At 45.7% G+C, this 23,279-nt stretch carries 24 protein-coding genes and 1 other RNA gene; 7 read left to right on the top strand and 18 right to left on the bottom strand.

Annotated elements, in window-relative coordinates; translation table 11 throughout:
• Window positions 1-53: 53 nt before the first annotated feature.
• The 3 genes from MHH92_RS10165 to MHH92_RS10155 all read right to left on the bottom strand — a co-directional run bounded on the left by MHH92_RS10165 (window position 54) and on the right by MHH92_RS10155 (window position 3,566).
• Window positions 54-857 (bottom strand): Cof-type HAD-IIB family hydrolase, encoded by an 804-nt coding sequence (locus tag MHH92_RS10165; protein ID WP_101313407.1) that lies wholly within the window; start codon window positions 855-857, stop codon window positions 54-56.
• 268 nt (window positions 858-1,125) lie between these two features.
• Window positions 1,126-1,872, bottom strand: coding sequence for a pseudouridine synthase (locus tag MHH92_RS10160; protein ID WP_076209012.1), 747 nt, complete (start codon window positions 1,870-1,872; stop codon window positions 1,126-1,128).
• Window positions 1,869-3,566, bottom strand: coding sequence for an RsmB/NOP family class I SAM-dependent RNA methyltransferase (locus MHH92_RS10155; protein WP_340903534.1), 1,698 nt, complete (start codon window positions 3,564-3,566; stop codon window positions 1,869-1,871). The genes MHH92_RS10160 and MHH92_RS10155 overlap by 4 nt, the downstream gene beginning before the upstream one ends.
• Before the next feature lie 221 nt (window positions 3,567-3,787).
• Here MHH92_RS10155 and MHH92_RS10150 point away from each other — a divergent pair, with 221 nt between their 5' ends.
• Window positions 3,788-4,336, top strand: a complete 549-nt coding sequence (locus tag MHH92_RS10150; protein ID WP_047842389.1) for a thioredoxin family protein — start codon at window positions 3,788-3,790, stop codon at window positions 4,334-4,336.
• A 217-nt stretch (window positions 4,337-4,553) separates the two neighbouring features.
• On the opposite strand, the gene MHH92_RS10145 is transcribed toward MHH92_RS10150, so the two are convergent.
• From MHH92_RS10145 to MHH92_RS10135, 3 genes are all read right to left on the bottom strand, one after another.
• The gene (locus MHH92_RS10145; protein ID WP_074094460.1) at window positions 4,554-5,036 is read right to left on the bottom strand and encodes a DUF309 domain-containing protein; all 483 of its coding nucleotides are present in this window, start codon (window positions 5,034-5,036) and stop codon (window positions 4,554-4,556) included.
• On the bottom strand, window positions 5,023-5,838 hold the full coding sequence (locus MHH92_RS10140; protein WP_036609636.1) for a GTP pyrophosphokinase: 816 nt from the start codon (window positions 5,836-5,838) through the stop codon (window positions 5,023-5,025). The genes MHH92_RS10145 and MHH92_RS10140 overlap by 14 nt, the downstream gene beginning before the upstream one ends.
• Before the next feature lie 135 nt (window positions 5,839-5,973).
• Entirely contained in the window at window positions 5,974-7,071 is a 1,098-nt protein-coding gene (locus MHH92_RS10135) for a quinone-dependent dihydroorotate dehydrogenase (protein WP_017689366.1), read from the bottom strand.
• A 255-nt stretch (window positions 7,072-7,326) separates the two neighbouring features.
• Between MHH92_RS10135 and MHH92_RS10130 the strand changes: the two genes are divergently transcribed.
• Window positions 7,327-7,464: a hypothetical protein gene (locus tag MHH92_RS10130; protein WP_017689367.1), complete on the top strand. Its 138-nt coding sequence runs from the start codon at window positions 7,327-7,329 to the stop codon at window positions 7,462-7,464.
• Window positions 7,465-7,506: 42 nt separating this feature from the next.
• On the opposite strand, the gene MHH92_RS10125 is transcribed toward MHH92_RS10130, so the two are convergent.
• The 3 genes from MHH92_RS10125 to MHH92_RS10115 form a co-directional block, all read right to left on the bottom strand.
• On the bottom strand, window positions 7,507-8,949 hold the full coding sequence (locus MHH92_RS10125) for a L,D-transpeptidase family protein (RefSeq protein WP_340903532.1): 1,443 nt from the start codon (window positions 8,947-8,949) through the stop codon (window positions 7,507-7,509).
• Between the two features lie 218 nt (window positions 8,950-9,167).
• Window positions 9,168-9,410 carry a ferredoxin gene (locus MHH92_RS10120; protein ID WP_017689369.1) on the bottom strand — a complete coding sequence of 81 codons (243 nt, stop codon included), beginning with the start codon at window positions 9,408-9,410 and terminating at the stop codon, window positions 9,168-9,170.
• Between the two features lie 116 nt (window positions 9,411-9,526).
• On the bottom strand, window positions 9,527-10,828 hold the full coding sequence (locus tag MHH92_RS10115) for a DNA polymerase IV (protein ID WP_076249898.1): 1,302 nt from the start codon (window positions 10,826-10,828) through the stop codon (window positions 9,527-9,529).
• Window positions 10,829-11,359: 531 nt separating this feature from the next.
• Between MHH92_RS10115 and cimA the strand changes: the two genes are divergently transcribed.
• The gene (gene cimA, locus MHH92_RS10110) at window positions 11,360-12,979 is read left to right on the top strand and encodes a citramalate synthase (protein WP_047842385.1); all 1,620 of its coding nucleotides are present in this window, start codon (window positions 11,360-11,362) and stop codon (window positions 12,977-12,979) included.
• 82 nt (window positions 12,980-13,061) lie between these two features.
• Here the strand turns inward: cimA and MHH92_RS10105 are convergent, their stop codons facing one another.
• Complete coding sequence (locus MHH92_RS10105; protein WP_340903531.1) at window positions 13,062-13,613, bottom strand: TlpA family protein disulfide reductase; 552 nt, start codon at window positions 13,611-13,613, stop codon at window positions 13,062-13,064.
• Window positions 13,614-13,839: 226 nt separating this feature from the next.
• Between MHH92_RS10105 and MHH92_RS10100 the strand changes: the two genes are divergently transcribed.
• A complete protein-coding gene (locus MHH92_RS10100) occupies window positions 13,840-14,331 on the top strand; it encodes a M67 family metallopeptidase (RefSeq protein WP_340903528.1) in 492 nt (163 codons plus the stop codon).
• Here MHH92_RS10100 and MHH92_RS10095 read toward each other — a convergent pair.
• Genes MHH92_RS10095 through MHH92_RS10085 form a run of 3 tightly spaced genes read right to left on the bottom strand, consistent with a single transcriptional unit; the run spans window position 14,317 to window position 17,578 of the window.
• Window positions 14,317-15,054, bottom strand: coding sequence for an exonuclease domain-containing protein (locus MHH92_RS10095; RefSeq protein ID WP_017689374.1), 738 nt, complete (start codon window positions 15,052-15,054; stop codon window positions 14,317-14,319). The genes MHH92_RS10100 and MHH92_RS10095 overlap by 15 nt on opposite strands.
• Window positions 15,051-16,136, bottom strand: a complete 1,086-nt coding sequence (locus MHH92_RS10090) for a DUF294 nucleotidyltransferase-like domain-containing protein (RefSeq protein ID WP_445744704.1) — start codon at window positions 16,134-16,136, stop codon at window positions 15,051-15,053. The genes MHH92_RS10095 and MHH92_RS10090 overlap by 4 nt, the downstream gene beginning before the upstream one ends.
• 41 nt (window positions 16,137-16,177) lie before the next feature.
• Window positions 16,178-17,578, bottom strand: coding sequence for an ammonium transporter (locus tag MHH92_RS10085; protein ID WP_036609643.1), 1,401 nt, complete (start codon window positions 17,576-17,578; stop codon window positions 16,178-16,180).
• A 351-nt stretch (window positions 17,579-17,929) separates the two neighbouring features.
• Between MHH92_RS10085 and MHH92_RS10080 the strand changes: the two genes are divergently transcribed.
• The gene (locus MHH92_RS10080; RefSeq protein ID WP_017689377.1) at window positions 17,930-18,358 is read left to right on the top strand and encodes a MerR family transcriptional regulator; all 429 of its coding nucleotides are present in this window, start codon (window positions 17,930-17,932) and stop codon (window positions 18,356-18,358) included.
• A 28-nt stretch (window positions 18,359-18,386) separates the two neighbouring features.
• Window positions 18,387-19,067: a zinc metallopeptidase gene (locus MHH92_RS10075; RefSeq protein WP_036609646.1), complete on the top strand. Its 681-nt coding sequence runs from the start codon at window positions 18,387-18,389 to the stop codon at window positions 19,065-19,067.
• Between the two features lie 43 nt (window positions 19,068-19,110).
• Here MHH92_RS10075 and MHH92_RS10070 read toward each other — a convergent pair whose 3' ends face one another.
• Entirely contained in the window at window positions 19,111-20,022 is a 912-nt protein-coding gene (locus tag MHH92_RS10070; protein WP_036609648.1) for a LysR family transcriptional regulator, read from the bottom strand.
• Between the two features lie 69 nt (window positions 20,023-20,091).
• Window positions 20,092-20,718: a rhomboid family intramembrane serine protease gene (locus tag MHH92_RS10065; RefSeq protein ID WP_036609651.1), complete on the bottom strand. Its 627-nt coding sequence runs from the start codon at window positions 20,716-20,718 to the stop codon at window positions 20,092-20,094.
• A 148-nt stretch (window positions 20,719-20,866) separates the two neighbouring features.
• Between MHH92_RS10065 and tpx the strand changes: the two genes are divergently transcribed.
• Window positions 20,867-21,385, top strand: coding sequence for a thiol peroxidase (tpx, locus tag MHH92_RS10060; RefSeq protein WP_036609653.1), 519 nt, complete (start codon window positions 20,867-20,869; stop codon window positions 21,383-21,385).
• 72 nt (window positions 21,386-21,457) lie between these two features.
• Here tpx and MHH92_RS10055 read toward each other — a convergent pair whose 3' ends face one another.
• The 3 genes from MHH92_RS10055 to MHH92_RS10045 form a co-directional block, all read right to left on the bottom strand.
• Window positions 21,458-21,850, bottom strand: coding sequence for a DUF1499 domain-containing protein (locus MHH92_RS10055; RefSeq protein WP_017689382.1), 393 nt, complete (start codon window positions 21,848-21,850; stop codon window positions 21,458-21,460).
• A gap of 182 nt (window positions 21,851-22,032) precedes the next feature.
• Window positions 22,033-22,224: non-coding RNA, 6S RNA (gene ssrS / locus MHH92_RS10050), on the bottom strand.
• Window positions 22,225-22,275: 51 nt separating this feature from the next.
• Complete coding sequence (locus MHH92_RS10045) at window positions 22,276-23,088, bottom strand: YesL family protein (protein WP_036609655.1); 813 nt, start codon at window positions 23,086-23,088, stop codon at window positions 22,276-22,278.
• Window positions 23,089-23,279: the final 191 nt, after the last annotated feature.

The following is a 23,279-nucleotide window of genomic DNA, read 5'->3' as shown; positions in this document are numbered from 1 at the left end:
CTGAGGACGGTAGATTATGAGGAAAGCGTGCATTTTAAGTATAAGATGTAGGGTTAGACGGATAACACATATTTTTGGATTGCGTGTGCCACACCCTGCTCGTTATTGGAGAGTGTAACCTCGTCCGCAGCAGCTTTCACCTCGTCCGGTGAGTTATCCATGGCAATGCCTTTGCCCGCAAAGGTCAGCATCGTAATATCATTGAAGTAGTTGCCAATCGCCATAATCTCCGAAGGCATGATTCCTTTCGATTCAGCAAGCCTTTTCAGTGCAGCGCCTTTGGACGCTTCGGGATGCATCAGATCAATAAAAAAGTCACCACTCCGTGTCATATAATAAGGCAGATTCCAAGTAGACCATTCCTGAAGTACTGCATCCATCTGTTCAATCGGACCAAATGCAGTGAACTTCGCCAGCGGTTCTGTCATGTCAACCCACTTGGGTAACTTCAGTGGCTCGGCCATAAAGTTGTAATACATCTCACGCACCTGCAACCCCAAACCTTCCGGTTGATCCACATACAGACCAAATGCCGTATTGATGTCAAAATGTACTCCATTGGTTCGACAGTAGGATATGATCGGCTCCAGTCCTTGTCCATCTAATGCAAAATGATGAACTACCTCACGGGTATCGACTTGCGCGGTAACGGCGCCGTTATGCGTAATCACATATCCATCCAGTCCCATCTGCTCCATAAAAGGAATCGTGTTGGCAGGACCTCTACCTGAACACAGGACAATCTCTGCTCCCTGACGGGAAGCTTGGATCAAGGTCTCCTGAGTCCATTCGGTAAGTTCATGATGATCACTCAGCAATGTTCCATCTACATCAAGTGCAATTAATTTATAAGTCATTCTGGCTTCATCCTCATCTGTTAGTAGTCGCACCCACCCAAACCCTCCCTTCCGAGGGAGGGCCCAAGAGGGCTCTGCCCTCTGGACTCCCGTCTTGCTCACCGGTGTTAGGTCGGGTCTTGCTATGTCACGGTTGTCGTCGGAACGCTTGTTGCCGGGCACACCGCTGGTCAGCGGCGGTCCCACCCAAGCTTAACCGGGACCATTACGGGCAGGGCTCCGCTTCCCTCCACGACTCCCTGCTCAGCTTCGCGCAGGACGGGAGCTTTTACTTCCGCAGAAGGCTCAACTCATCTGCGGTTAGTTCACGATAGCTTCCGATAGCAAGATCGGAAGCTAGTTCCAGTTCACCCATCGCAACGCGTTTCAGATAAATCACTCGCTTGCCTACCGCCTGAAACATACGTTTCACTTGGTGAAATTTCCCTTCGTGAATAATAAGCGAGATCGACGAGATCGTGCCTTCTTCCGTTTCTTCCTGACCAAGTATAGTCAGTTCGGCCGGCAGCGTCTCGTATCCGTCATCCAATTGAATGCCCGCCTTGAAACGTTGCACATCCGCTTCATCCACGTTTCCCAGCACACGGGCTTCATAGGTTTTGGGCACATGCTTGCGTGGAGATAACAGATCATGGGCAAGTGGACCGTCATTCGTAAGAATGAGCAGTCCCTCCGTATCCTTATCCAGTCGTCCCACAGGAAAAGGATTGAACACCCGATCCTCTTTGCGCAGCAGATCCAGTACCGTCTTATCTCTGTTATCCTCGGTAGCAGACACAACACCCGGAGGTTTATGCAACATCAGATAGATCATCTCCCGATACACAATTCGCTCCCCATCGGCTTCAATGACGTTGACCTCAGGGTTCACCTGTACACCACTGTCTTTCACCGCTTTGCCGTCCACATGGATTCTGCCTTGTTTCACCATTTTTTTGAGTTCACTTCGTGTTCCCACACCCATATGGCTTAATATTTTGTCCAATCGCAACGTTTGTTTGCCTTTTCCACTCATACCGATGTCCACCTCCAGCCTGCCGGATATTCATTCTTCAGTACACCATCCAGCCATTTCCCCCAGCCAGCGGCATAACCATCTACACATACAAGAACGTACCCTTTGGCAAACGTATCCGCCTTGAGCACCACTCGTTCTTCTTCAATATTTAACGTTTCACCCTTGAGGTACCTCACGGCTTCGCCATCAGCGGATGACAGATTTACGCTACGCCGTGCTTCAGATGCATTCAGAGCACATGCAAGCGGGTGGGACGGAACAAATCGCCCATTCTTGATCGTGCCCATAAACCAGCCTGGACGAATGACTTTCAGTCCCTCCAACCGAGCTGCACCAACCGATGATTGATACACCCGATCTCCATAACATACCGTCTCTCCAGTTAACTCAATCTCCAATTGTTCTTTCATAAACTGACAGTAGATCGCAACCGGATCAATACTTGCCGAATCAGCTCCGCGTCCCTGACCCCGTTCCGATTTACGTCCACCGTGATCTTTACCTTTTTTGCTCTGTCTACCCGAATTCTTGCCGCCGCCAGCCTGTCTGTCATGGGACTCTCGGGATTCGATTCGCAATAAACGTTCCTTTTTACGATCAGCCTTGGTTATAGCAATTGAAGAAGCAGCAATAGAGTGATCCTTGTTCCCCTCTACTTCAATCCTGGACACATCCACGACCTGCCCATACTCCATTGCTCCTTCTTTAACTACTCCAGGTTGATCTGTTTCTACTTCTTGCCCTACACGATGCTGCAACACAGCGACATAATGTCCCTCTCCTTCCAAAAGGTGAGGCCACAATCTTGCGGTGCCACGCGTTTGATCCAGTACAGCTTCCGTCTCTTCTGCCTTCTCCGGCATCATCTGACGTACCCATTCCGGACGTCCTGGAGCGAATCCTTTTTCTTCAGGAATGTCCCTGACAACGAAATCATGGTTTACATTCAGAAACTCCGCAATCATTGCTTCGTTTTCCTCCGGCGCAAAGGTACATGTCGAGTACACGATGGTTCCGCCCGGGGCTAACAATCGTGCCGCAGTCTCCAAGATATCTCGCTGCATGAGCACACATTTTTCCACCGAATGATGTTCCCATGATTTCACCATGTCCTCATCCTTGCGGAACATGCCTTCACCTGAGCAAGGCGCATCTATTAATACTTTGTCAAAATAATGAGGAAATGTATTTGCGATCCGCTCTGGCGACTCATTCAAAACAACCGCGTTACGCACCCCGTACAGTTCCACGTTCTTGGCCAGCGCTTTGGTGCGTTCAGCATGGATATCGTTCGTCACAAGTACACCCTTGCCTTGCAGCTTTGCAGCAATCTGTGTTGTTTTTCCTCCCGGAGCAGCACACAGATCAAGCACGCGATCTCCAGGCTCCACCTGCAATAATTCAACTGGAGCCATTGCACTTGGTTCCTGTATATAATACAGGCCTGCATGATAATAAGGGTGCAGCCCCGGTTTAACACCATGAGGTACATAGAATCCTGTCTCACACCACGGAATAGGTCTTAGATCAAATGGAGCTATCTCATCGAATTGTTCCATCGATATTTTTAGCGTATTCACTCTCAGTCCCGCATGAGGAGACTGTTCATAAGATTTCATAAATTGTTCAAACTCATCACCCAGCAAACTTTTCATTCGCTCAGCAAATATCAAAGGTAACTTTACACCCATATTCCCACTCATCCTGTCTTGGTAAGATTGCAATATCCTTTTATTTTATCATATCCAAGCTTTGCTTTCCTATCATATCGTATCTATTCCACTACAGCGTGTAATGTAGTATAATGGCAAGTAGATTGATTCCTGAGCAAAAATTCGGGTGTTTATGCATATTATCCCAACCTTTATTTTTGCCCAAACTATATTTCGATATGATCGATGGGGGATGTCCAATGAAATCCAAGAAGAAAAAGAAAAGTGCTGCGATCCTTATTTTCCTGGGTATTTTAATCATTATGATTGCAGCACTGGTTGTCGTAGACCAGCAATCCAAGAAACAGATGGATTCAGTGGAAAATGCTTATGGCATCGCTGCTTCCAAGCTTAATCCAGCTACACGGGAGCTACTTAGTGATCCCAACTATCAACAAATTATTGTACCCACTGATCTCAAAGCCAAAATCGATAACAAAGACAGCTTTTTTGTTTATTTCTTTGCTTCCGATTGCTCGCACTGCCGTGCAACAACACCTCAGTTGATGCCGCTGGTTGACAGTGAAGGTATTGAGCTTCCGCAGTTCAATCTGCGTGAATTCGAAGCAGGATGGACCGATTACAATATCGAGTTCACGCCTACACTCGTCTATTATGAGGCTGGTGTCGAGAAAGACCGTATGGTTGGCGGACTGCAAGAGAATGGCAGTGACCAAGGCTACACACTGGATGATTACAAACAATTTTTCCAAAAATATAAAGGCAGTGCCGCTCCTTCGGCAAGCTAACTGCTAGATCCGTTCCCACAAGTATCTACAATCAGGCACTTGTATCACCAGAAACTGTTCTGTTAAAGGACAGGCTATACCACCTGCAATCATCTGAATATGACGCAACATTCAAAAACACCCCGATCGTTCCCTTTACAGGAATCGTCGGGGTGTTTCATATACATGGAACTTCATATCCATGGGATGCTCATTTGAATGTTAGCGTGATTACGGTTCAACTTTTACTCTGATCCATCGCCTTCATCTTCTCTTCGTATATTCGCCCTCTGGTAGGACTCCGCCGTTGCGGAATATTTGGTTTTAGCTCAAGCGATCTTCTAGATATCTCTTGTTCTAAGACCTCATCAACAATTCGTATTGACAAATCCCTGTAAGTCACAGACTGAACATCTGATTGGGACAGTTGCTTCACGATTTCCTGTACATCCCGTACCAAAGCCCCTAGGTCAATGCCCAGAATCGTAGCAGGATAAGGTTCCAGAAGATCAAGTGAGCTCTGTAACATCATCGTTCCTCCGCGGAGATTGCCATTCCTGAAGTGGTATAAACCAACTGCAATTTGCAACAACCCTTTATAGAGAGAATCCCGGTTACGTTCAAGCCACAATTCTTCCAGCACCTCATGGCACTCGAAATAATCCTGATCCCGATTAAAGTAGATTAAATAGTCAACGTACAGTGGCTCATAGATGCTCATCCGGGTTTTCGCCCTTTCTGGCGTTGTTCAGAAGTTTCTTCACGTCATCCAGCAAGTCTTTGAGCCCTTCCATATCATGCCGTTCCCAGTAATCGTTAAATCGCTTCTGTGCTTCAATTGCTTCACTGACAAGGTGGTAGAAGTATAATTGATGAATGATATTCAATGTTCTTGACACGATATTGGAATCATCCTCAAATGCCTTCTGCGCCTCCAAAATCTGTAGACGAATCGCAGACATCTCGTTATCCAGTATAAACGCGGCCTCAGCCGTTTTTTTCAGCCTGGTTCTCATCTCATCAGGTAACCCTTCGCGAAACTTGTAACTCAGCGAATGTTCAATGGTAGCCCAGAAATTCATGGCAAGCGTCCGGATCTGTATCTCGGCCAAAACTTTCTTTTGTCCCAGAGCCGTCTGAACGGGATACTCAATAATCATATGGAAGCTTCGGTAGCCGCTCTCTTTGAAATTCGTAATGTAATCTTTCTCAATGAGTACCGTGAGATCCTTACGGCCTCGAATATACTCGGCAACCCGACGGATATCATCCACGAACTGGCACATAATGCGGATACCTGCAATATCCTCAATGCCTGTTTCCACGTCATCAAGCGACACATTCAGTCGTCTGGATTTCTCCAGAATACTGGATATTTTTTTGACACGACCGGTAACGAATTCAATCGGGGCATACTCTTCCCGTTTCTTCAGTTCCGCTCGCATTGTCTTAAACTTGACTTTCAATTCCTCTACCGCTTGTTCATAAGGAAGTAAAAATGTACCCCAGTCTCTACCGTCCATGCTTATGCCTCCTGTCTCTATAGCGTCCCCTGTTCTATTCCATTATACATGATGTTTGGTGGGGGGAAGAGTCCCGAACCATTTTACGCTCTTCCCATGCTTCTATATTTTCATTCCGGGGATTCACATTCCTTCTTAACGATGCTCCGCACCAACCGCTTCAGAGATATGACGATAACCGTCCTTGCGCAGTAACTCACGCAGTCCGGCATGAATACGCCGATTCACCTCAGGTCCTTCGTAGATCAATGCTGTATATATTTCGACCAGACTTGCTCCGGCTTTAATTTTCTCGTAAGCATCCTCACTTGTGAAAATGCCACCTGAACCGATAATCGGAAGTTTGCCTTCGGTCTGGCGATAGATCTGGCGAATAATCTCCGTCGAACGATCACGTAGAGGTTTACCGCTCAGACCGCCTGTTTCCTTCGCATGTTGGTGGGAAAGTCCTGTACGACTGATGGTTGTGTTCGTTGCAATAATACCAGCAACACCGCTGTCTGCAATTGTGCGAACCATATATTCAAGTTCCTGATCATTCACATCCGGTGCAATCTTCACCAGAACGGATTTGGTCGCTCCGCCCGCTCGTGCATGCTGCACGTTCATCTCGTTCATAACCGCAGCGAGCAGTTCCTTCAATTCATTCCCATGTTGCAGATTACGCAAATCCGGTGTATTTGGTGAACTGATATTAACCACGAACAGATCAGCATAATCGTATAGTGCCTGAATGCACTTCGAATAGTCCAGGTGAGCTTCCTCATTAGAAGTTGCCTTATTTTTGCCGATGTTAACAGCCACTGGAATACGCCGATCCTGTAGACGTGCCAATTCACCTGCCATGGCTTCCGCACCAAGATTGTTAAAGCCCATTCGGTTCACCAACGCCTCATCTGGAGGCAAACGGAACAGCCGTGGTTGATCGTTACCTGGTTGTGCAAGTGGTGTCACGGTTCCCACTTCCATGAATCCAAATCCGATGGAAGAAAAGCCCGTTACGGCCTGCCCGTTTTTGTCCAGACCCGCAGCCAGACCAACAGGTGTAGGGAAATGACACCCAAACATGTCAACAGCCAGATCAGACGTTTCACGAACGCCGTACATCACACGCAGTCCGGAAGGAACCGGACGGATGCTACCCACGCCACTAAGGCCGCCAATAATCAGATGATGGGCCTGTTCAGGGTCCATTTTGAACAACAAAGGTTTAGCAAGACTTCTGTATAACAAATCACTCACTCCGTTCTGGTCCGGTACGCCAAAAAGCCGTTGTCCGTCTTTTCATATGTAAAAAAACACTCTACTCACAAGTTTATCTGTTTCTTATTAAAAAGGAAAGTAGTTTGCGCATAGACAGCACAAATCGAATAATACAAAATGCTCACAAGAAATCCACCCGCCCACTGGAAATGACGAGTTGAATTCTTTACAATGAGAGCATGGTTACTCTACACCAGTTCTATTCCAAATAAGGAGGAATAACTCATGGCTCCCAAACGTAAACCACCTGCATTACAGCAAAAGAAAGAAGAAGTGAATCGCAAAGCCATTGCATGGACAGCAGCCAGTGTAGGCGGCCTGATCATCATCATTGGTGCTCTTATCATTATTGCCAACATGTAGATGATTCAGGCTGAATCCATCTGATTCTACATATCAAACAGATCAATTCAGCCAGTGATACGTTTTGTTCGGATTATTCTGCTTTGGAACAAGCGTATGCTGATAACGCTGCTTTGCTTCTGGAACAAGCGTCAGATCTGGCAGTACATCTTCTCCAATGCGTACCGGAGTGCCTTGCGGAGCAAGAGCGAATAACTCTTCTACATCTCCTGTACGCATTCTCACACATCCAAGGGACTCATCCAGTCCGATACTGTCTGGCTCGTTGGTCCCGTGGATGGCATAATTCGTATTCGAGAGCTGCATACCTCTGCTTCCAAACTCACCGTTCGAGCGTCCATTCGGATTGACCACTTTATCTGTAATGACAAATGAGCCCTCCGGTGTTCGATCACCGCCAAGTCCCACATCATACATACGAATAATGGTATCCCCACTGATTAATGCAAGTTTATGTCTATCCTTATCAATGACAATCTCCAGCGGTTCCTGCAAAAAAGGCTGACCTCCCAGCGTATCTGCAAAAGCGGCATTTTTGCTTTGAGACGAATTCGAAGTCGTTGAACCATTCTCTTTACCACTCGAATCGTTCTTTCCTTCCTGTACCTTTCCTTGATGCAAAGCTAGCAGCTTCGGAAACATCTCGGTCATCCCTGACGCAGTCTCTCCCAGAATATTGTTCGGAAATGGCTGAGCCATTTGCGTTACACTCTTGGGCCAAGCATCATTTTTTTTGCGATAGGCAACGATTGCACTTGATAATGATGCAGCTGCTTCCTGCTTGGCGGTCCACGCCAAGGCCATCTTTTTGATTTTCGGTGTAATTTCAGGAGGTTCACAGTTACATTGCTTGGCATCATAACTCTGTGCAGTCAATTTCCCGCTTTTATTGGTTTGTACTATGTATTTCACAGGCATATTTCGTTTCCATAAAGACCAGTCATCCGAGGTTTGCATGCCCAGTACAGCAGAGGTCTCTACTTTTGGGCCAGACCCGGACCAGGCAGCTGCGAGCGCAGCCTCGCCATGATTACCTCCACCAAATGCCGCAGCAGTGAACACATTGCTTGGCGCAATGGATGCAGTTCCAACCTGTTTATCCGCTTCTACAGGCGCTTCGATGTCATCTGTGGATTCCAGTGCTGCTGACAGTGCGTCGGCCGCTTCCCGACTGAAACCCGGAGCGTCCGCAGGTGGCAGACCTGCCAGCACAAGCAACATGAGCAACGTAAGCCACATTTTGCGTCTACGTTGTTTTTTCTCTTTTTGCTCAGACATCTCCACCAGTTTCTCCTGATAGTCTACCCAGATGTCAGCAGGAGCTTTACTGCGTTCAAATGCCTCATAAACCTCGCCCGCTTGCTGAAAGCAATAGTTGGCTTTGGCCTCCTGTCCTTCGCCCAAATACTCCTTTCCGAGCAAGTACCAAGCCATTTTATTGTCGGGATGTTTCTTGACATATGTTCTTAGATGAGTATTTTGCATCCGATCCTCCACTATTTCGCCTTTTTCCGTATATCATTATATATCGGCATAACCAGGCGTTGAATCCATAGGACTTGAGTACCCGGTGGAAAAAAGGGGGTTCGACAATGTTCGTCCTTGATCCATAGTCAGATAATCACAGTTAAATGAATGCAAAAAAAGCACCTTCCTTTGTCGTTAAGACAAAAGAAAGTGCTCTATGTTCATGTGAGAAATACTTAGCCTTCTTTATTGAAAGGCTCGTCCGCTACTTTGATTGAATCTGTAGGGCAGCCATCGCATGCATCCTGCATATCGTCAAACAAGTCGTCTGGAATAGCTTTGACACCATGGTTAGCATCGCCGTCAAAGATAACTTCAGCCAAACCTTCATCATCATAATCGTAGATGTCTGGAGCTGTTGCTCCACAAGCGCCACATGCGATACATGTGTCTTTTTCAACCCAAGTATATTTACTCATTTACATTCTCTCCTCCTAAAATTCAAAACGTACAGTGTTTTTATCTAGAAACATATTAATACAAAGTAAGGATAATTACAAACATTTTGCAACCACAAGTCTCTATTATCCCTTATTTAATCAAGACTTTGCAAGTTATCTTTTTGCAGGGAAGTACCGCGCACTTTATGATTACGAAGCAGCACGGAAGGATCGTCTCCAAGCATGCCTGCGGTCACAACAGCATTCTCACCAAATTTATCACGTAACTGATCCATAATCCGAATCAGATTGTCCTTCTTGGGCTTCTGCTCATATTCGAACAAGTCCATCTGTACAGCTGATTCTTCTCTTGGAATCAGGTTCTGAAGTGTCACACCCAGCATGCGTACAGGCTTGCCACTACCCCAATGCTTCTCAAATAGTTTACAGGCCTCACGGTATATGACCGTTGCATCCTCCGTAGGAACTTCCATTAGACGTGATCGGGTGATTGTCTTCATATCCGGTGTCCGGATTGTAATCTGAATACCCTGGCTGAACATTTCGTGCTTGCGCAACCTTCTGGCTACCTGGTCACTTATATTGAGGAACACCCGATGAATCTCATTCATATCCGATACATCCGCCGGTAAAGTGGTTGTATGCCCAATGGATTTATTGGCCTCACGTTCCGCGTGAACTGCGGAATGGTTAATGCCATTCGCGGAATTTTTGAGCCATGCTCCATTAACTCCAAATAGTTCGGTCAACATGTTCTCATCCGACTTGGCCAATTGACCAATCGTTTCAATGCCCAATTTTTTCAACTTTTCGGCCGTTTTTTTGCCAATGCCAAACATCTCATTGCATGGTCTGTGCCAAAGAATCCGGGGTACATCCCTCATGCGTAAAATGGAGATACCGTTCGGTTTTTTCAGATCCGAAGCCATTTTCGCCAGTAATTTGTTGGGCGCAATGCCTATGGAACATGGCAGCCCCAATTCATCCTTGATTCTCCGCTGAATGCTCTCCGCAATCTCCATTGGATTCCCGAATTGCCTTGAACCTGTAATATCAAGATAACATTCATCAATGGATGTCGCCTCAAGTTGAGGCGTATAGCTATACGCAATCTGCATGAAGGCTCTTGAATATTGACGATATAAATGAAAATCAGGACGTATCACAATGAGATCAGGGCACTTTTTCATGGCTTGGTGCACAACCATACCTGTTGAGATGCCTCGATTACGAGCGGCATATGAGCAGGTTACAATTACACCCTTTCGCAGTTCACTGCTGCCCGCAACGGCCGTTGCTTTTCCTCTATATAAATCTGGTTCCTCGGCTTCATGTACAGAGCAGTAGAAAGCATTCATATCGACATGCAGAATTACCCGTCCGGCTGCAGGGTAATATTGATCCACATTTGCTGGAGGATTGCCGCCTGAAGACATCATGAACCCCCGCCCTTTCTTGCACACTAATTAATGAAACGAATTTCTTTCTTCTATAGTATATCAAACCCGTTATGTTAATTCAGTCATGAGCATTTATTTTCTGCTAGATCTGATCAGAGACCGAATAATTAACCAGCCTACACTCACAAAAAGTATCAAAGTGATCAGAGCAATAATCGTATTTTCCCATACAAAAGTCAAAATTAACCCTCCTTTTCTTCCATATATTCCAATTAAAACTCAATAATAGATTATAACATACATCCGGATTATGATTAACATCCTTCTTTTTTCTCTAAAATCCGTTAATTGTTACATGAAACTGCGATTTCTATGTAGCATTTGGCTATAATGGTGCTATAATAATTAATTATACAAATTGACGACTTTAGGACAAATCAGCGCACCCAGTTTAACACAGTGTAGCGTTGCCGAATCGAAGGATTCGTCCACTAACGTACTTAACAGCTTTTCCTAACTTAAAATCCAAACTTTTAAAAGAGCGCTTTATCTCAAAGGAGGATCTTCATGTCAAAGGCCATTTCCATCTTCGATACGACTTTACGTGACGGCACACAAGGGGAGGGTGTCAGCTTATCGGCAGACGACAAACTCAAAATTGCCAAGAAGCTTGATGACCTGGGTGTCCATTATATTGAAGGCGGAATTCCCGGCAGCAATACCAAGGACATTGAGTTTTTCAAAAGAGTCAAGGAATTAAACCTGAACGCAAAGGTTGTTGCTTTTGGCAGTACCCGCCGTAAAGGCAGTGTTGCTAGTGAAGACGCCAACCTGAAGCGCATGATCGAATCTGGTGCTCAGGCTGCAACCCTGGTCGGTAAATCATGGGACTTCCATGTGCACACCGCTTTGCAGACTACATTGGAAGAAAACTTGTCCATGATCTATGATTCCATCGCCTATCTGAAACAGAATGGAATGGAAGTGATCTTTGATGCAGAACACTTCTTTGACGGATTCAAACATAACCCGGAGTATGCTCAAGCGGTCTTGACCAAGGCCCACGAAGCTGGAGCGGACTGGCTCGTTATGTGTGATACCAATGGCGGGACGATGCCAAACGAGGTGCACGAGATCGTATCCACACTGCATAGAAGCCTGCCTCATGCACATCTCGGGATCCATACACATAATGATTGTGAACTGGCTGTGGCCAACACACTCAGCGCTGTACAAGCCGGAGCCCGTCAGGTGCAAGGAACGATGAATGGTTATGGAGAGCGTTGCGGTAACGCCAATCTCGCATCCATTATCCCGAACCTGCAACTGAAACTTGGCTATGAATGTGTTACTGATGATTCCATGAGACAACTTACAAACGTGGCTCGTTATGTTAGCGAGATTGCCAATGTGAATATGCCGATTAATCAGCCTTATGTCGGCAATGCTGCTTTTGCTCACAAAGGTGGGATTCACGTCTCTGCCATCCTGCGGGATTCACGTACCTATGAACACATCGTGCCTGAACTGGTTGGTAACAAACAACGTGTGCTGGTCTCTGAACTTGCCGGACAAAGTAACATTGTATCCAAAGCCCAGGAACTGGGGCTTGAGTTCGATCCAAGCAGTGCCAATTCACGTCAGATTATTGAGAAAATCAAAGACCTGGAACATCAGGGTTACCAGTTCGAAGGTGCAGATGCTTCGCTTGAATTGTTAATTCGTGAAGCGAACGGTGACATGAAAGAATTGTTCACGTTTGAATCATTCAAAATGCTTGTGGAGAAAACGGCGGGTAAATCCGTTGTTTCTGAAGCTTTTGTCAAAGTGAATATCGCTGGAACAAGCGCTTATACCGCTGCTGAGGGCAATGGTCCGGTTAACGCACTCGATAACGCCCTTCGGAAAGCGCTGGTACAATATTTCCCTTCACTTGCCAACATGCATCTGTCGGACTACAAAGTGCGTGTTCTGGATGAGAAGGATGCTACAGCTGCCAAAGTTCGTGTATTGATCGAATCCAAAAATACAGAGAACACATGGAACACTGTTGGTGTATCCGAGAACGTAATTGAAGCAAGTTGGGAAGCGCTCGTTCACAGTTTCCGCTATGCATTGCTTCAAGAAAAATTACAGGATGAGCCGGGCACACTCCCTATTCCTGCTCATGGGATAAGCAACCACTAATAACGCTTATTTCCCGGAAAATATAAAGAAGCCTCTGTACCCATGATTCATGGATGCAAAGGCTTCTTTGTTTACATGAAAATTAATTCGCAATTAACTTTTTAATCTTACGTTCCAACTCTTTCTCAGGTAATATGCCCAGAACAATCTCCTGTATAACTCCTCTGGAGTCAATCAGAACATTCGTTGGAAAAGCCACCCCATTGTATTGAGCATACACAGTCCCCTTCTCATCCAAAGGAATGGGGAATGTCAGTTGGTACTCATCCACAAAAGCTTTGGCATCCTTGAGTTTATCGTATGACGTTACATTAACCCCATACATGTCAAGCTTATCCTTGTATTTCGCAGCCATTCTGTTCAGCTCTGGAGCTTCCTGCTTACACGGCTCACACCAGGATGCCCAGAAACTGACGAACGTGGCCTTATCTTTGGCACCGCCCACACTGTACGTCTTTCCATCCATTGCTGTCAGAGAAAAAGCAGGTGCCAGAAGACCCGCACGTGGTCCCGTCTCTGTAGGCATCGGTTCTTCCTGCTTAAAGACGGCTGCAATGCCGTCACCCGCATTCTGGGCCAGTGCAATACCAACCAGCAAGACAACACCAAGGAATATGTATATATTTCGTTTCATAACCCGCCACCCTTTTATATAATTAGCATATTGAAACTGAAACCGTAATTTCTGCACATGCTAAGTGTTTATCACGCTCTATCATAGTTCACCAGAACATGATTCCCAAATGTTCTCTTTATTATTGTACCCTTTTCCTTTAAAATTTTACAATCCGCATCACAGAAAATAAAATGAAAAAGGACTCCTGCCGTAGCAGGAGCCAAAGAGAGAGGGGTGAATACAAATGGCAGCACTTCACGGGCAGCAAAACGCCTTCTACATCCCTTCTTCCGTAGAACAAGAGATGTCAAAGCACATGTTCCTTTCGCTGCCACAAGAAGCCTGCGGGGTTATGCTGGGTGAAACCGCAGCGGGCGGTATACGAATCAGTCGGTTTCAGCCCATTCGTAACGTAGCACCTGACCCGCTGCACCATTTTACTCTGGACGATGCCGAATGGATTCGGTGCGTATTCTCCGAGCCCAAGCTCATCGGTATCTTCCATTCTCATCCCCAGACCAGGCCTGTTCCTTCCTTAGAGGACATCCAAGCGCTTCCGGCCTTCGCAGGTTTGCTTCAGATGTACCTAATCGGCTCACCTGACCTTACAGCCGGATTAGGATCTCATATGCATCTGAACGGTTATCTGATTGAATCTTCGAAGGAATCGCAGGATCCGGCACAACACGTTGTGCCTTCATACAATCTGCTTCCCGTTCCGTTATGCGTGACTTAGCTGGGTATACAGATCACCCAAGGTCTCCACATTTTTACGAGTCATGTCCTCCAAGTAGCAGGACCATAACTGTGCAGTCATTTTTGAATCTTCCAGTGCATGGTGACGTCCATAGATCGGAATCCCTCTGGATTCCAGCAATTCATCCAAACCATACCCCGGCCTGCTCGGTTCAAGCCAGCGGGCCAACATCATCGTATCGATTAAACGATGTGTCAGCCTTACCTTTGAAGTCCGCCACAGAGCTGCATTCAGAAAAGCTCGGTCATGCGCACTTGCGTGTGCAATCAGAACATTTCCACCTACAAAAGACATGAAATCATGCAGCCCTTCCAGCAAAGTTGGTGCGTCCAACGTCATCTCCTGTGTAATACCTGTAAGTTCAGTAATATGTTCCGGAACCGCAGTCTTGGACTGCACCACCGTATAAAACTGTTCTCCTTCCAGTACCACACCTCCATGTATACGGACCGCACCAAATGAGATAATCTCATCCCCGTGCTGGGGCGAAAATCCCGTCGTTTCCAGATCAAATACAACTGCGTCCAGCTCATTTAGAGGTGTATGCAGAACCTCAGGTCTGCGCTGTTCTCTCATCATAGAGCGGATAAACGCCATGTGTTGCGCCGTAGGGGCTCCCATAATGGAAGCGATGGCGGAAGGAACCCCTCCCTGACGCAGCGAATTCCAGAATCCTGTATTGCCCCTTGCCGGCTCTCTCATGGACGTCTCCTTTCTGCAAAACGCAACTGTCTTTGCAAAGCACGATGCACTCGTCGTACCAACCCGAGCGTATCCCTGAGCTCATAATGAATTTGCTTTTGTTTCATCTGTTTCTCATCCAGGAACCCACTGCTATGTTGCAAATCCCCTTGGATGACAACCGGTGTACTTCGGCGAAATTTCAAAGCGGCAAAGAAGGCCCGCTGGCATGCATCCAGTAATGTAAATGGAACAGCTTCAAGTGAAGTCAGTCTCTCCATTCTTTTTAGCGTCGATGACTCCTTGATCCCATGTTGCAAAGCCAAATAACGAGCACTGTTCACCAGCGGAATGTACAAGCCATACTTGATATCAAATCCGCCTGCATGTTCACCAAATCGTTCTGTGACCACACGTCCAAGTACATTTAATGTAGCTTTATGTTTAACCGTATTGCGAAGAACTGCATCCGAAAGTTCAGGAACCAGTCTGAACTGCTCATAAAAACTCGTGATCCATTCCTCCGCCAGACTTTGCTCACCTGCAACAAAACGCATGTCTGAAGCAATTATCAGATTACGAACGGGCTCCCAATTCAGATCCGCGCTCCAATCTGCTAATTGTTGTTTCCATGACGCCAGCGTTTTTCTCCAGAGTGGCTCAGAGCACATGACTTTGCCTTCGCACTTGGCGTAACCAAGCTCTTCTAACATATCCGTCATTCGCAGTCCGAGCTGAGCAAAATATTCCTCTTTACCTTCATGCGGAGTATCGCTAATGATCATGCCATTATCCTGATCACTCCATAACGTTGCTTCTTCCCTGCCGGAACTGCCAAATACGATAAAGGCATAGGGGACGGGAGGTTGGCCGAAGCCTTCCTCAACCATCCCCTGAATGCATAACTCTACTGCTTTCCGTGCAATCCGGTCATGCAGTTCATTTACCGTTTGGTACCACTCGATCGGCGACAAGGAAGCGGACAACAATTCCTGGAGCTCGTTCTGTAATATTACACGTGCCTGGCGCAGTTCTTGAGAAGACACCGCACCATCGATTCCCTGATAAGACCAGGAATAGTTTGTATACGAGATGGGTTCCATCATGTCCAGCCTCCTTGAAGCATGATTCAGCATCATTCACCTCAGGAGCTGAACGTACCACCATTGGATTTAGAATCTACATTTTTCATTTGTTCAGGGTATCCGTAAGTACCGTGCTCACTGATATCCAGACCCATTGTTTCTTCTTCTTCAGTAACACGAATGCCCATGATCGCTTTCATTCCGCCCAAAATAATGAAGGACATTACCAGTACGAAGGCAAAAGCACCTGCCAGACCGAGAAGCTGTACGCCCAATTGGTGGAATCCACCGCCATAGAACAGACCCGCTTGACCTACACCAGCATTCTCGGCAAGTTCAGGAGTAGCGAACAAACCTGTGGAGATCGCACCCCACATACCAGCAATACCATGTACGGAGAAAGCGTAGATTGGATCGTCAATTCCTTTACGATCGAAGTACTGTGCTGTGAAGAATGTGATGATACCCGCCAGAGCACCGATAACCAGGGCTGCCCAAGGTTCAACGAATGCACATGCTCCTGTAATCGCAACGAGTGCCGCAAGCACACCGTTTAACATGCTAGGAATATCAGACTTCCCAAGTACTGCCCATGAGATCAACAGCGCAGCAACACCACCGGCTGCAGCAGCTACGTTAGTAGTTAATGCAACATAACCGAAGAATCCATCTCCCATGGCAGACAATGTACTACCTGGGTTGAATCCGAACCAACCGATCCAGAGGATAATAACCCCGAGTACGGAATACACTTGGTTGTGACCTGGAATGATGTTAGGTTTGCCGTCTTTGTTATATTTACCAATACGTGGTTTCAACAAGATCGTCGCTACCAATGCTGCAGTCGCACCAGTCAAGTGAACAACCGTCGATCCTGCAAAGTCTTGCATACCCAGCTCAGCCAACCAGCCGCCGCCCCATACCCAGTGAGCAACAACCGGATACATGATAATGGTATAAAGTGTACCGAATACAATATATACGCTCATTTTTGCACGTTCAGCCATACCACCGCAGGCAATGGCCAGAGATACCGCCGCAAAAGCGAGGTGGAAAACGAATTTAATAGTCAGTGGAACATCGGAGAAAGCCAGTGATTCGAAGGAAGCAGCCATCTTGTCACCGCTCAGGAAAAATCCTGTTGTTCCAAAGAAGCTGTTACCATTACCGAAACCAAGACCGAAACCCAAAGCCCAGAAGGCAATAACTGAAATTCCCAATGTCAGGATGGTCTTACCCGCAATGTGTCCTGCATTCTTCATTCGTGTTGAACCCGCTTCAAGTAAAGCAAATCCCCCTTGCATCAAGAACACGAGTACAACAGCCAAAAACGTAAAGGCTGAGTTCAAACCACTTTGAAGTTCAATGTTAGTCGGACCCTCCGCAGCCGCAAATGCGCTAACCGGAAAAGCGAACAAAGTAAGCATTACTAACATGGAAACCAACCATTTCTTTCTCATGTACCCCACTCCCTCTTATGTTAAGTTTATTCACATAACGTGAAACTCTTAATGTCATTATAAGCAGAAGAGAGGAAAGTTGACAAGAGTATTTTCATCAAAACTGAAAATTATTTCTGGGAATAAAGTCTTACGTCTTTTTCTTGCACTTAAGTACATAATCACATTCTATGAGTACATAGATATAGAAATGCAGCATGCTGATTGTCAAAGCATAACGTTTGACTGTACGGTTAAAGATCATGTATCATACTTATTAGTAAGAAAATTGGGCGTAGTCTAGAAATTCACAAGTGGAAACTACAATTCCCTACATTTGAACTTGCAAGCGAGGTGAATATCATTGGGGATATGAAACTTTTTCGGATTGGCGAACTTGCCAAGACCGCTGGTGTTAGTGAACGGACGATTGATTATTACACAAAGCTTGGACTAATCGCTCCCGAAGAACGTACACAAAAAAATTATCGTCTCTATAGTAATGAAACTTTAACGAGGCTTGAACGTATTGTACAGATGAAACAAGAGAAGTATAGTCTCGACGAGATTAAACAATCTCTTGAGAAGTGGCGTCTGGTTAGTACAGAAGAACAAGTTGCCAGCAAATTGACAACATTGGAACTTCACGTACAACAACTTGAGCGAGAGGTTAACGAACTCAAACCGCTACTTGGAGAGATGAAACCTGTACAAGCACGTAAAATGATGGCAGGACTCCTCACCAAAAGTGCCGGTACAATGGAGGCACTAAAAATCTTGCTTGAGAACACCATGATGTAGCTTATTCTTAGAAAGCGGAGGAATGAATATGAGTTTTAATAACGGTATGTTCGTATTGATCATTATCGCCTTTTTGCTCTCTTTATGGGCGCAATTTCGCGTTAAAGGTACGTTTAGACGTTGGTCGGAGGTACCGAACCAGAACGGAATGACTGGTTACGATGCCGCTCGCCAGATGCTTGATGCTAACGGCCTGCATGATGTTCCAATTGAACCTGTACGTGGTACACTCTCTGATCACTATGATCCGATCAATCGGGTTGTACGTTTATCAGAACCAGTATATTACGAAAACTCAATCTCAGCTGTTTCGGTAGCGTGTCACGAAGTTGGCCACGCCATTCAGCATAAAGAAAGTTATCCGATGCTGGCACTGCGTCACCGGATCTTCCCAATTGTGAACTTTGCATCCGGATTAGCTCCATTCCTGTTAATTGCAGGATTCATCTTCAACGCCATGAACCTTGTAGGTATCGGTATCATCTTCTTCTCCGTAACTGTAGCATTCCAACTCATCACTTTACCGGTTGAGTTCAATGCAAGTAATCGCGCTAGAGAGATTATGGTATCCGAAGGGTACATCCGTAATGAAGAAGAAAAAGGTGTTGCAAAAGTTCTGAATGCCGCAGCCTTGACTTACGTTGCTGCAGCGTTGATTTCACTGCTTGAGTTGATTCGTTACATCGGAATCTTCAACAGCCGCGATTAATTGGATACCTATACAACAAAAACAAAAAAACAATACCCCACCGTTAATCGGATGGGGTATTGTTTTGTTGTAAACCGAAATAATCAAGCAAGAATGAACGAAAGGACTGAGCAACCAGCGGCAATTTATCATGCGCACGATGAATTAACCCGATAGTTCGCGTTACTTTGGGATGGGAGATAGCCACATGTGCCGGTTGCAACGGATTCGTCTGGAATAACGCCATCTCAGGCAGAAGACTGACCCCCATGCCCGCAGCGACCAATCCGCGGATGGTGTCGGTCTCTTCCCCTTCAAAAGCGATCTTGGGTGTAAAACCAGCTTCCAGACAGGCATGCCACACAATAGGACGAAGAGAATAACCTTTGCTAAACAATACAAATTTATCATCCTTGAGCTGTTCAAGCGCAATTGTCTCTTCACCAGCTAACGGGTGATTAGGAGGAAGGATCGCATGTAATTCTTCCGTGAGTACAATATCGCCATCTACTTGATCATGCTTCTCTGGAAAAGGAGAAATGAATGCCAAGTCTACCTCTCCGGATAACACATCACGAATCAGCGTAGGAAACATCCCCTGCTTGAATCTGAATTTCACGTTGGGGTAGCGCTGACGGAAAGCAGCCACCACGGAAGGAATGAGATGAATCCCCAGGCTATGCGGAAATCCAATTCGAATTTCTCCATGCTCCGGGTCCAGAAACTCATGAACTTCCCCGACTGCCTTGTCCAAATCTTTCAAGATACCTTCAATTCGTTTGCAAAAAAGCTGCCCTACTGCAGTCAACTGCAGGTTTCGTCCCTTTTGCATAAAAAGGTCCACGCCCAGTTCTTCTTCCAGCTGATGAATCTGACGACTCACCGCCGACTGTGCCACATGCAACTCTTCAGCAGCCTGTGTTACATGTTCCTTCTGTGCCACTTTCAAAAAGTAATGCAACTGTCTTAATTCCACTCGCCTGATCGCTCCAATCTGTTATACCCTACTTATCCTTGACTGTATTCCATCTTGAGAACGTTCTGACTACCGCTTTAAGCTGCGGGGTTTCCACAATCTGATCAACAGTCCGTAAATAAAGAATCCACCCAACAATCCGCCAAGGTGAGCCATCCAATTGATGCCTGACATGGCAAAGGAGAATATGATTCCGAACAAAAGCAACGTGTACATCGTTTTGCGCGAAGCCTCGTCCATCATCGTTCGCTGGAACAGCGCTACATACAGGAATGCACCATAGACGGCATAGATCGCTCCTGAAGCACCTACCGAGATGGTAATGCTCCCAACCGAGTTGTACCACGCAACAGCAAGAATATTACCCAATACACCGCCACCCAGGTACAATACACCATACCTTACCGACCCGAGCAAACGCTCCATCGGTGGAGCAAATACAATTAACGCAAAGCTGTTAAACAATAAATGACTGAAGCCCGCATGCAGGAACATGGATGTAATGTAACGCCACCATTCATGCGCGAACAGTTCATGATTCGTAAGTGCCCCGAATTTCAGCAGCACCATATTGTTCGTTGATCCACCGTTCACCGTTAACACAATAAACATGACTACATTGGCAATTAAAAAAAGCGACGTCAAAGGGAAATACTTCAAATAACCTTTCCAGTTCTCATAGCGAATAAATATCATAAATTTCTTCTTTCACTCCACCCTGTTCAGATCGGACTCACATCTCTGATCCATCGTAATGGTACATGCCCGAATTGGACAATGCCTTTCATAAAAGATTATAATGGATTTTGGCACGGATCACCAATTTATAAGGAGGAACATTATTATGACACAAGAACGTACAGGCGCAGCCACATTTAAAGGCAACCCTATTACATTGATCGGACCCGAACTGAAAGTGGGCGATCAAGCACCTGATTTTACACTGAGCAAGAACCTGGTTGAGGACGCTTCCCTGAAAGACTTCGCAGGCAAAATCAAATTAATCAGCGTTGTTCCTTCCCTGGATACTGGCGTATGCGATGCGCAAACTCGTCGTTTCAACGTGGAAGCTGGAGAACTCGGAGACAATGTTGTTGTCTTGACAGTAAGCGTTGACCTTCCGTTTGCTCAGGCTCGTTGGTGTGGAGCAGCTGGTGTTGACCGCGTAGTTACATTGTCAGACTACAAAACACGTTCTTTCGGTGAAGACTACGGCGTTCTGATCAAAGAATTCCAACTCGACATGCGCTCCATTTTTGTTTTGGATGCCGAAGACCGGATTACATATGTGGAGTATTTGCCTGAAATGACAGACTCCCCTAACTTCGAACAAGCGATTGCTGCTGTAAAAGCTTTGCTGTAGAAGTTATCATACGTTCAGAACAAAAGCGAGGAAGGTTAACCTTCACTCGCTTTTTGTTATTTATCATCTATTTCAATCATTTGCTTTATACTTGCTTAGCTTTTTATCCAGTACAGAGAATAAGTTCATAATCGTGCGATAATTGGAACCCAAGTCTCCAAGTGAACCACGTGAAGCTGAATACATATCCACCGCACTGCGAACAGGACTTACTGAGATAATGGAAACTGTAATATCCATCGTCCGTCCAAAGGTAGTCCGCTTCTCCAGAATAACTTCTCCAACAGAAGGCACTTCATGCAGCACTTTATAACCCGGAATCTTTTTGAGTGTCGAAGAGACCTCTTCCCAGGCTCTGTCTTTGGATAAGTTATAATACCGTGTTTTTAATTTGGGATCCTTGGCTCGATCGCTGGTCCCCTCCATGCTGCGGATGATACCGACGAGCGTTCTCTTTAAGGTCAAGACCCTTCCTCCTTTGATTGTAACCGTTCCATTTATGTATCTTAGTGTAACATTGTTCAAGTAGTAACAAAAGGGCAAGCATCATATTTATCATAAAACCAATCAAAAACATTCATCACAACTTAAAAACACCCTGAAATTCCTTTTGTAGAGGAAAAGTCAGGGTGCTGTACATGAAGATTTAGGAACCCGCCTATGCCGTCCGGCTACATTGTCTTATGAACCTGCTTGGCAGGTGGGTGACCGCAAAAATGCTTTTTGAAGTCCCCATGTCGTATAGACAGGGCTTTTCAGCAACATTCTGTGTTGATCTCCCGAAGACATCATCATTGGTTCAAAACAACGAATAACCGAAACGTACATCGCAGGATGTACAATTATTATATCCCTAACTGTGTAAAAAGTAAATGGCGATTCATCATGTTTTATTTTTGCAATGTAATGTTTTTGTCGTCTGATGGCTCAGGTGTTTCACCATTCTCTGCTGATTGTTCAGCCAGTGCAGCAGCTTCCTCTTCTTCCTTCTTGAGTTGCATCTTCTCCATCTGCTCCTGCATCTTGTTGAAGGTTGCGTAGAAGTTAAAGAAAGCGAACCAAGCAATGATGCTGATAATGAAGAAAACAAACAAGACCGGATAACGGAAACCGATGTAGAACAGCAATCCACTTCCCAGCAATGTGGAAAATACACGGAATGGTCTGATCAGCGTAAGCAATACCGCGTTTTTGATAATGAGTCCGATGGACATATGATAATGTACAACCATCGAGAAAAAGTTAAAGAGTGATACAAATAACAAGAGAAGCAGTACTAACATGATGATTCCCACGAGCTGCATATTGCGGAACTGCGTCATGTACACTGTATAATCCAGATACATAATTGCGAACAGCAGTGTGTAAAAAATACCCCCAATTAAACTTTGCTTGTAGTTTTCCTTGTAACCTACAAAGAAAGTACGGAAGATCGGTACATCCGTATCGCCCATATTCCATTTACGAACAACCGTAAACAGCGCCGAAGTCGCCGGGAACAGTGTAAGCGGTGCCACAATAGCTATAGCCCAGTTCATTTGCAATGATTCGTTTGCGAGGTTCTGCTGCATCACGAGCAGTTTCATAATCAAGAAAAACAAGAACGGAGACGAACAAATAGCCCACAACAGATTGGTTGCGGCCAGTCTCGTAATCCACTCTGTAAGCCGGTAGATCCCACCCATAGCTCCTTTAAATTCCAAACATTTCTCCTCCTCTGCAGCCTTGCGAATTACCTGAAGTCTAATATTAATATACCTTATTATAGATAGGAAAAGCCAGTACTTCCCGAAAAGAGATCGTCATTATCCTTAGCTAGTGCTTCTGGCCGCTTATGATAGTAAAATAAAATGATGCAGTCACTTTGAAAATAAAAAAATGGAGCAGTTGCCCG

Origin of the sequence: Paenibacillus sp. FSL M7-1414, from assembly GCF_038003195.1 — a bacterium.
GTDB classification, from domain to species: Bacteria; Bacillota; Bacilli; order Paenibacillales; family Paenibacillaceae; genus Paenibacillus; species Paenibacillus amylolyticus.
Note: the sequence above shows the minus strand (reverse complement) of the source record. Positions and strands in the feature narration are given on the sequence as shown.

What these genes read in the sequence shown, in the direction of transcription:
- MHH92_RS10165 (WP_101313407.1), bottom strand. Translation starts at nt 857, where the DNA reads ATGACTTATAAATTAATTGCACTTGATGTAGATGGAACATTGCTGAGT.
- MHH92_RS10160 (WP_076209012.1), bottom strand. Translation starts at nt 1,872, where the DNA reads ATGAGTGGAAAAGGCAAACAAACGTTGCGATTGGACAAAATATTAAGC.
- MHH92_RS10155 (WP_340903534.1), bottom strand. Translation starts at nt 3,566, where the DNA reads ATGGGTGTAAAGTTACCTTTGATATTTGCTGAGCGAATGAAAAGTTTG.
- MHH92_RS10150 (WP_047842389.1), top strand. Translation starts at nt 3,788, where the DNA reads ATGAAATCCAAGAAGAAAAAGAAAAGTGCTGCGATCCTTATTTTCCTG.
- MHH92_RS10145 (WP_074094460.1), bottom strand. Translation starts at nt 5,036, where the DNA reads ATGAGCATCTATGAGCCACTGTACGTTGACTATTTAATCTACTTTAAT.
- MHH92_RS10140 (WP_036609636.1), bottom strand. Translation starts at nt 5,838, where the DNA reads ATGGACGGTAGAGACTGGGGTACATTTTTACTTCCTTATGAACAAGCG.
- MHH92_RS10130 (WP_017689367.1), top strand. Translation starts at nt 7,327, where the DNA reads ATGGCTCCCAAACGTAAACCACCTGCATTACAGCAAAAGAAAGAAGAA.
- MHH92_RS10125 (WP_340903532.1), bottom strand. Translation starts at nt 8,949, where the DNA reads ATGCAAAATACTCATCTAAGAACATATGTCAAGAAACATCCCGACAAT.
- MHH92_RS10120 (WP_017689369.1), bottom strand. Translation starts at nt 9,410, where the DNA reads ATGAGTAAATATACTTGGGTTGAAAAAGACACATGTATCGCATGTGGC.
- MHH92_RS10115 (WP_076249898.1), bottom strand. Translation starts at nt 10,828, where the DNA reads ATGTCTTCAGGCGGCAATCCTCCAGCAAATGTGGATCAATATTACCCT.
- cimA (WP_047842385.1), top strand. Translation starts at nt 11,360, where the DNA reads ATGTCAAAGGCCATTTCCATCTTCGATACGACTTTACGTGACGGCACA.
- MHH92_RS10105 (WP_340903531.1), bottom strand. Translation starts at nt 13,613, where the DNA reads ATGAAACGAAATATATACATATTCCTTGGTGTTGTCTTGCTGGTTGGT.
- MHH92_RS10100 (WP_340903528.1), top strand. Translation starts at nt 13,840, where the DNA reads ATGGCAGCACTTCACGGGCAGCAAAACGCCTTCTACATCCCTTCTTCC.
- MHH92_RS10095 (WP_017689374.1), bottom strand. Translation starts at nt 15,054, where the DNA reads ATGAGAGAGCCGGCAAGGGGCAATACAGGATTCTGGAATTCGCTGCGT.
- MHH92_RS10090 (WP_445744704.1), bottom strand. Translation starts at nt 16,136, where the DNA reads ATGGAACCCATCTCGTATACAAACTATTCCTGGTCTTATCAGGGAATC.
- MHH92_RS10085 (WP_036609643.1), bottom strand. Translation starts at nt 17,578, where the DNA reads ATGAGAAAGAAATGGTTGGTTTCCATGTTAGTAATGCTTACTTTGTTC.
- MHH92_RS10080 (WP_017689377.1), top strand. Translation starts at nt 17,930, where the DNA reads ATGAAACTTTTTCGGATTGGCGAACTTGCCAAGACCGCTGGTGTTAGT.
- MHH92_RS10075 (WP_036609646.1), top strand. Translation starts at nt 18,387, where the DNA reads ATGAGTTTTAATAACGGTATGTTCGTATTGATCATTATCGCCTTTTTG.
- MHH92_RS10065 (WP_036609651.1), bottom strand. Translation starts at nt 20,718, where the DNA reads ATGATATTTATTCGCTATGAGAACTGGAAAGGTTATTTGAAGTATTTC.
- tpx (WP_036609653.1), top strand. Translation starts at nt 20,867, where the DNA reads ATGACACAAGAACGTACAGGCGCAGCCACATTTAAAGGCAACCCTATT.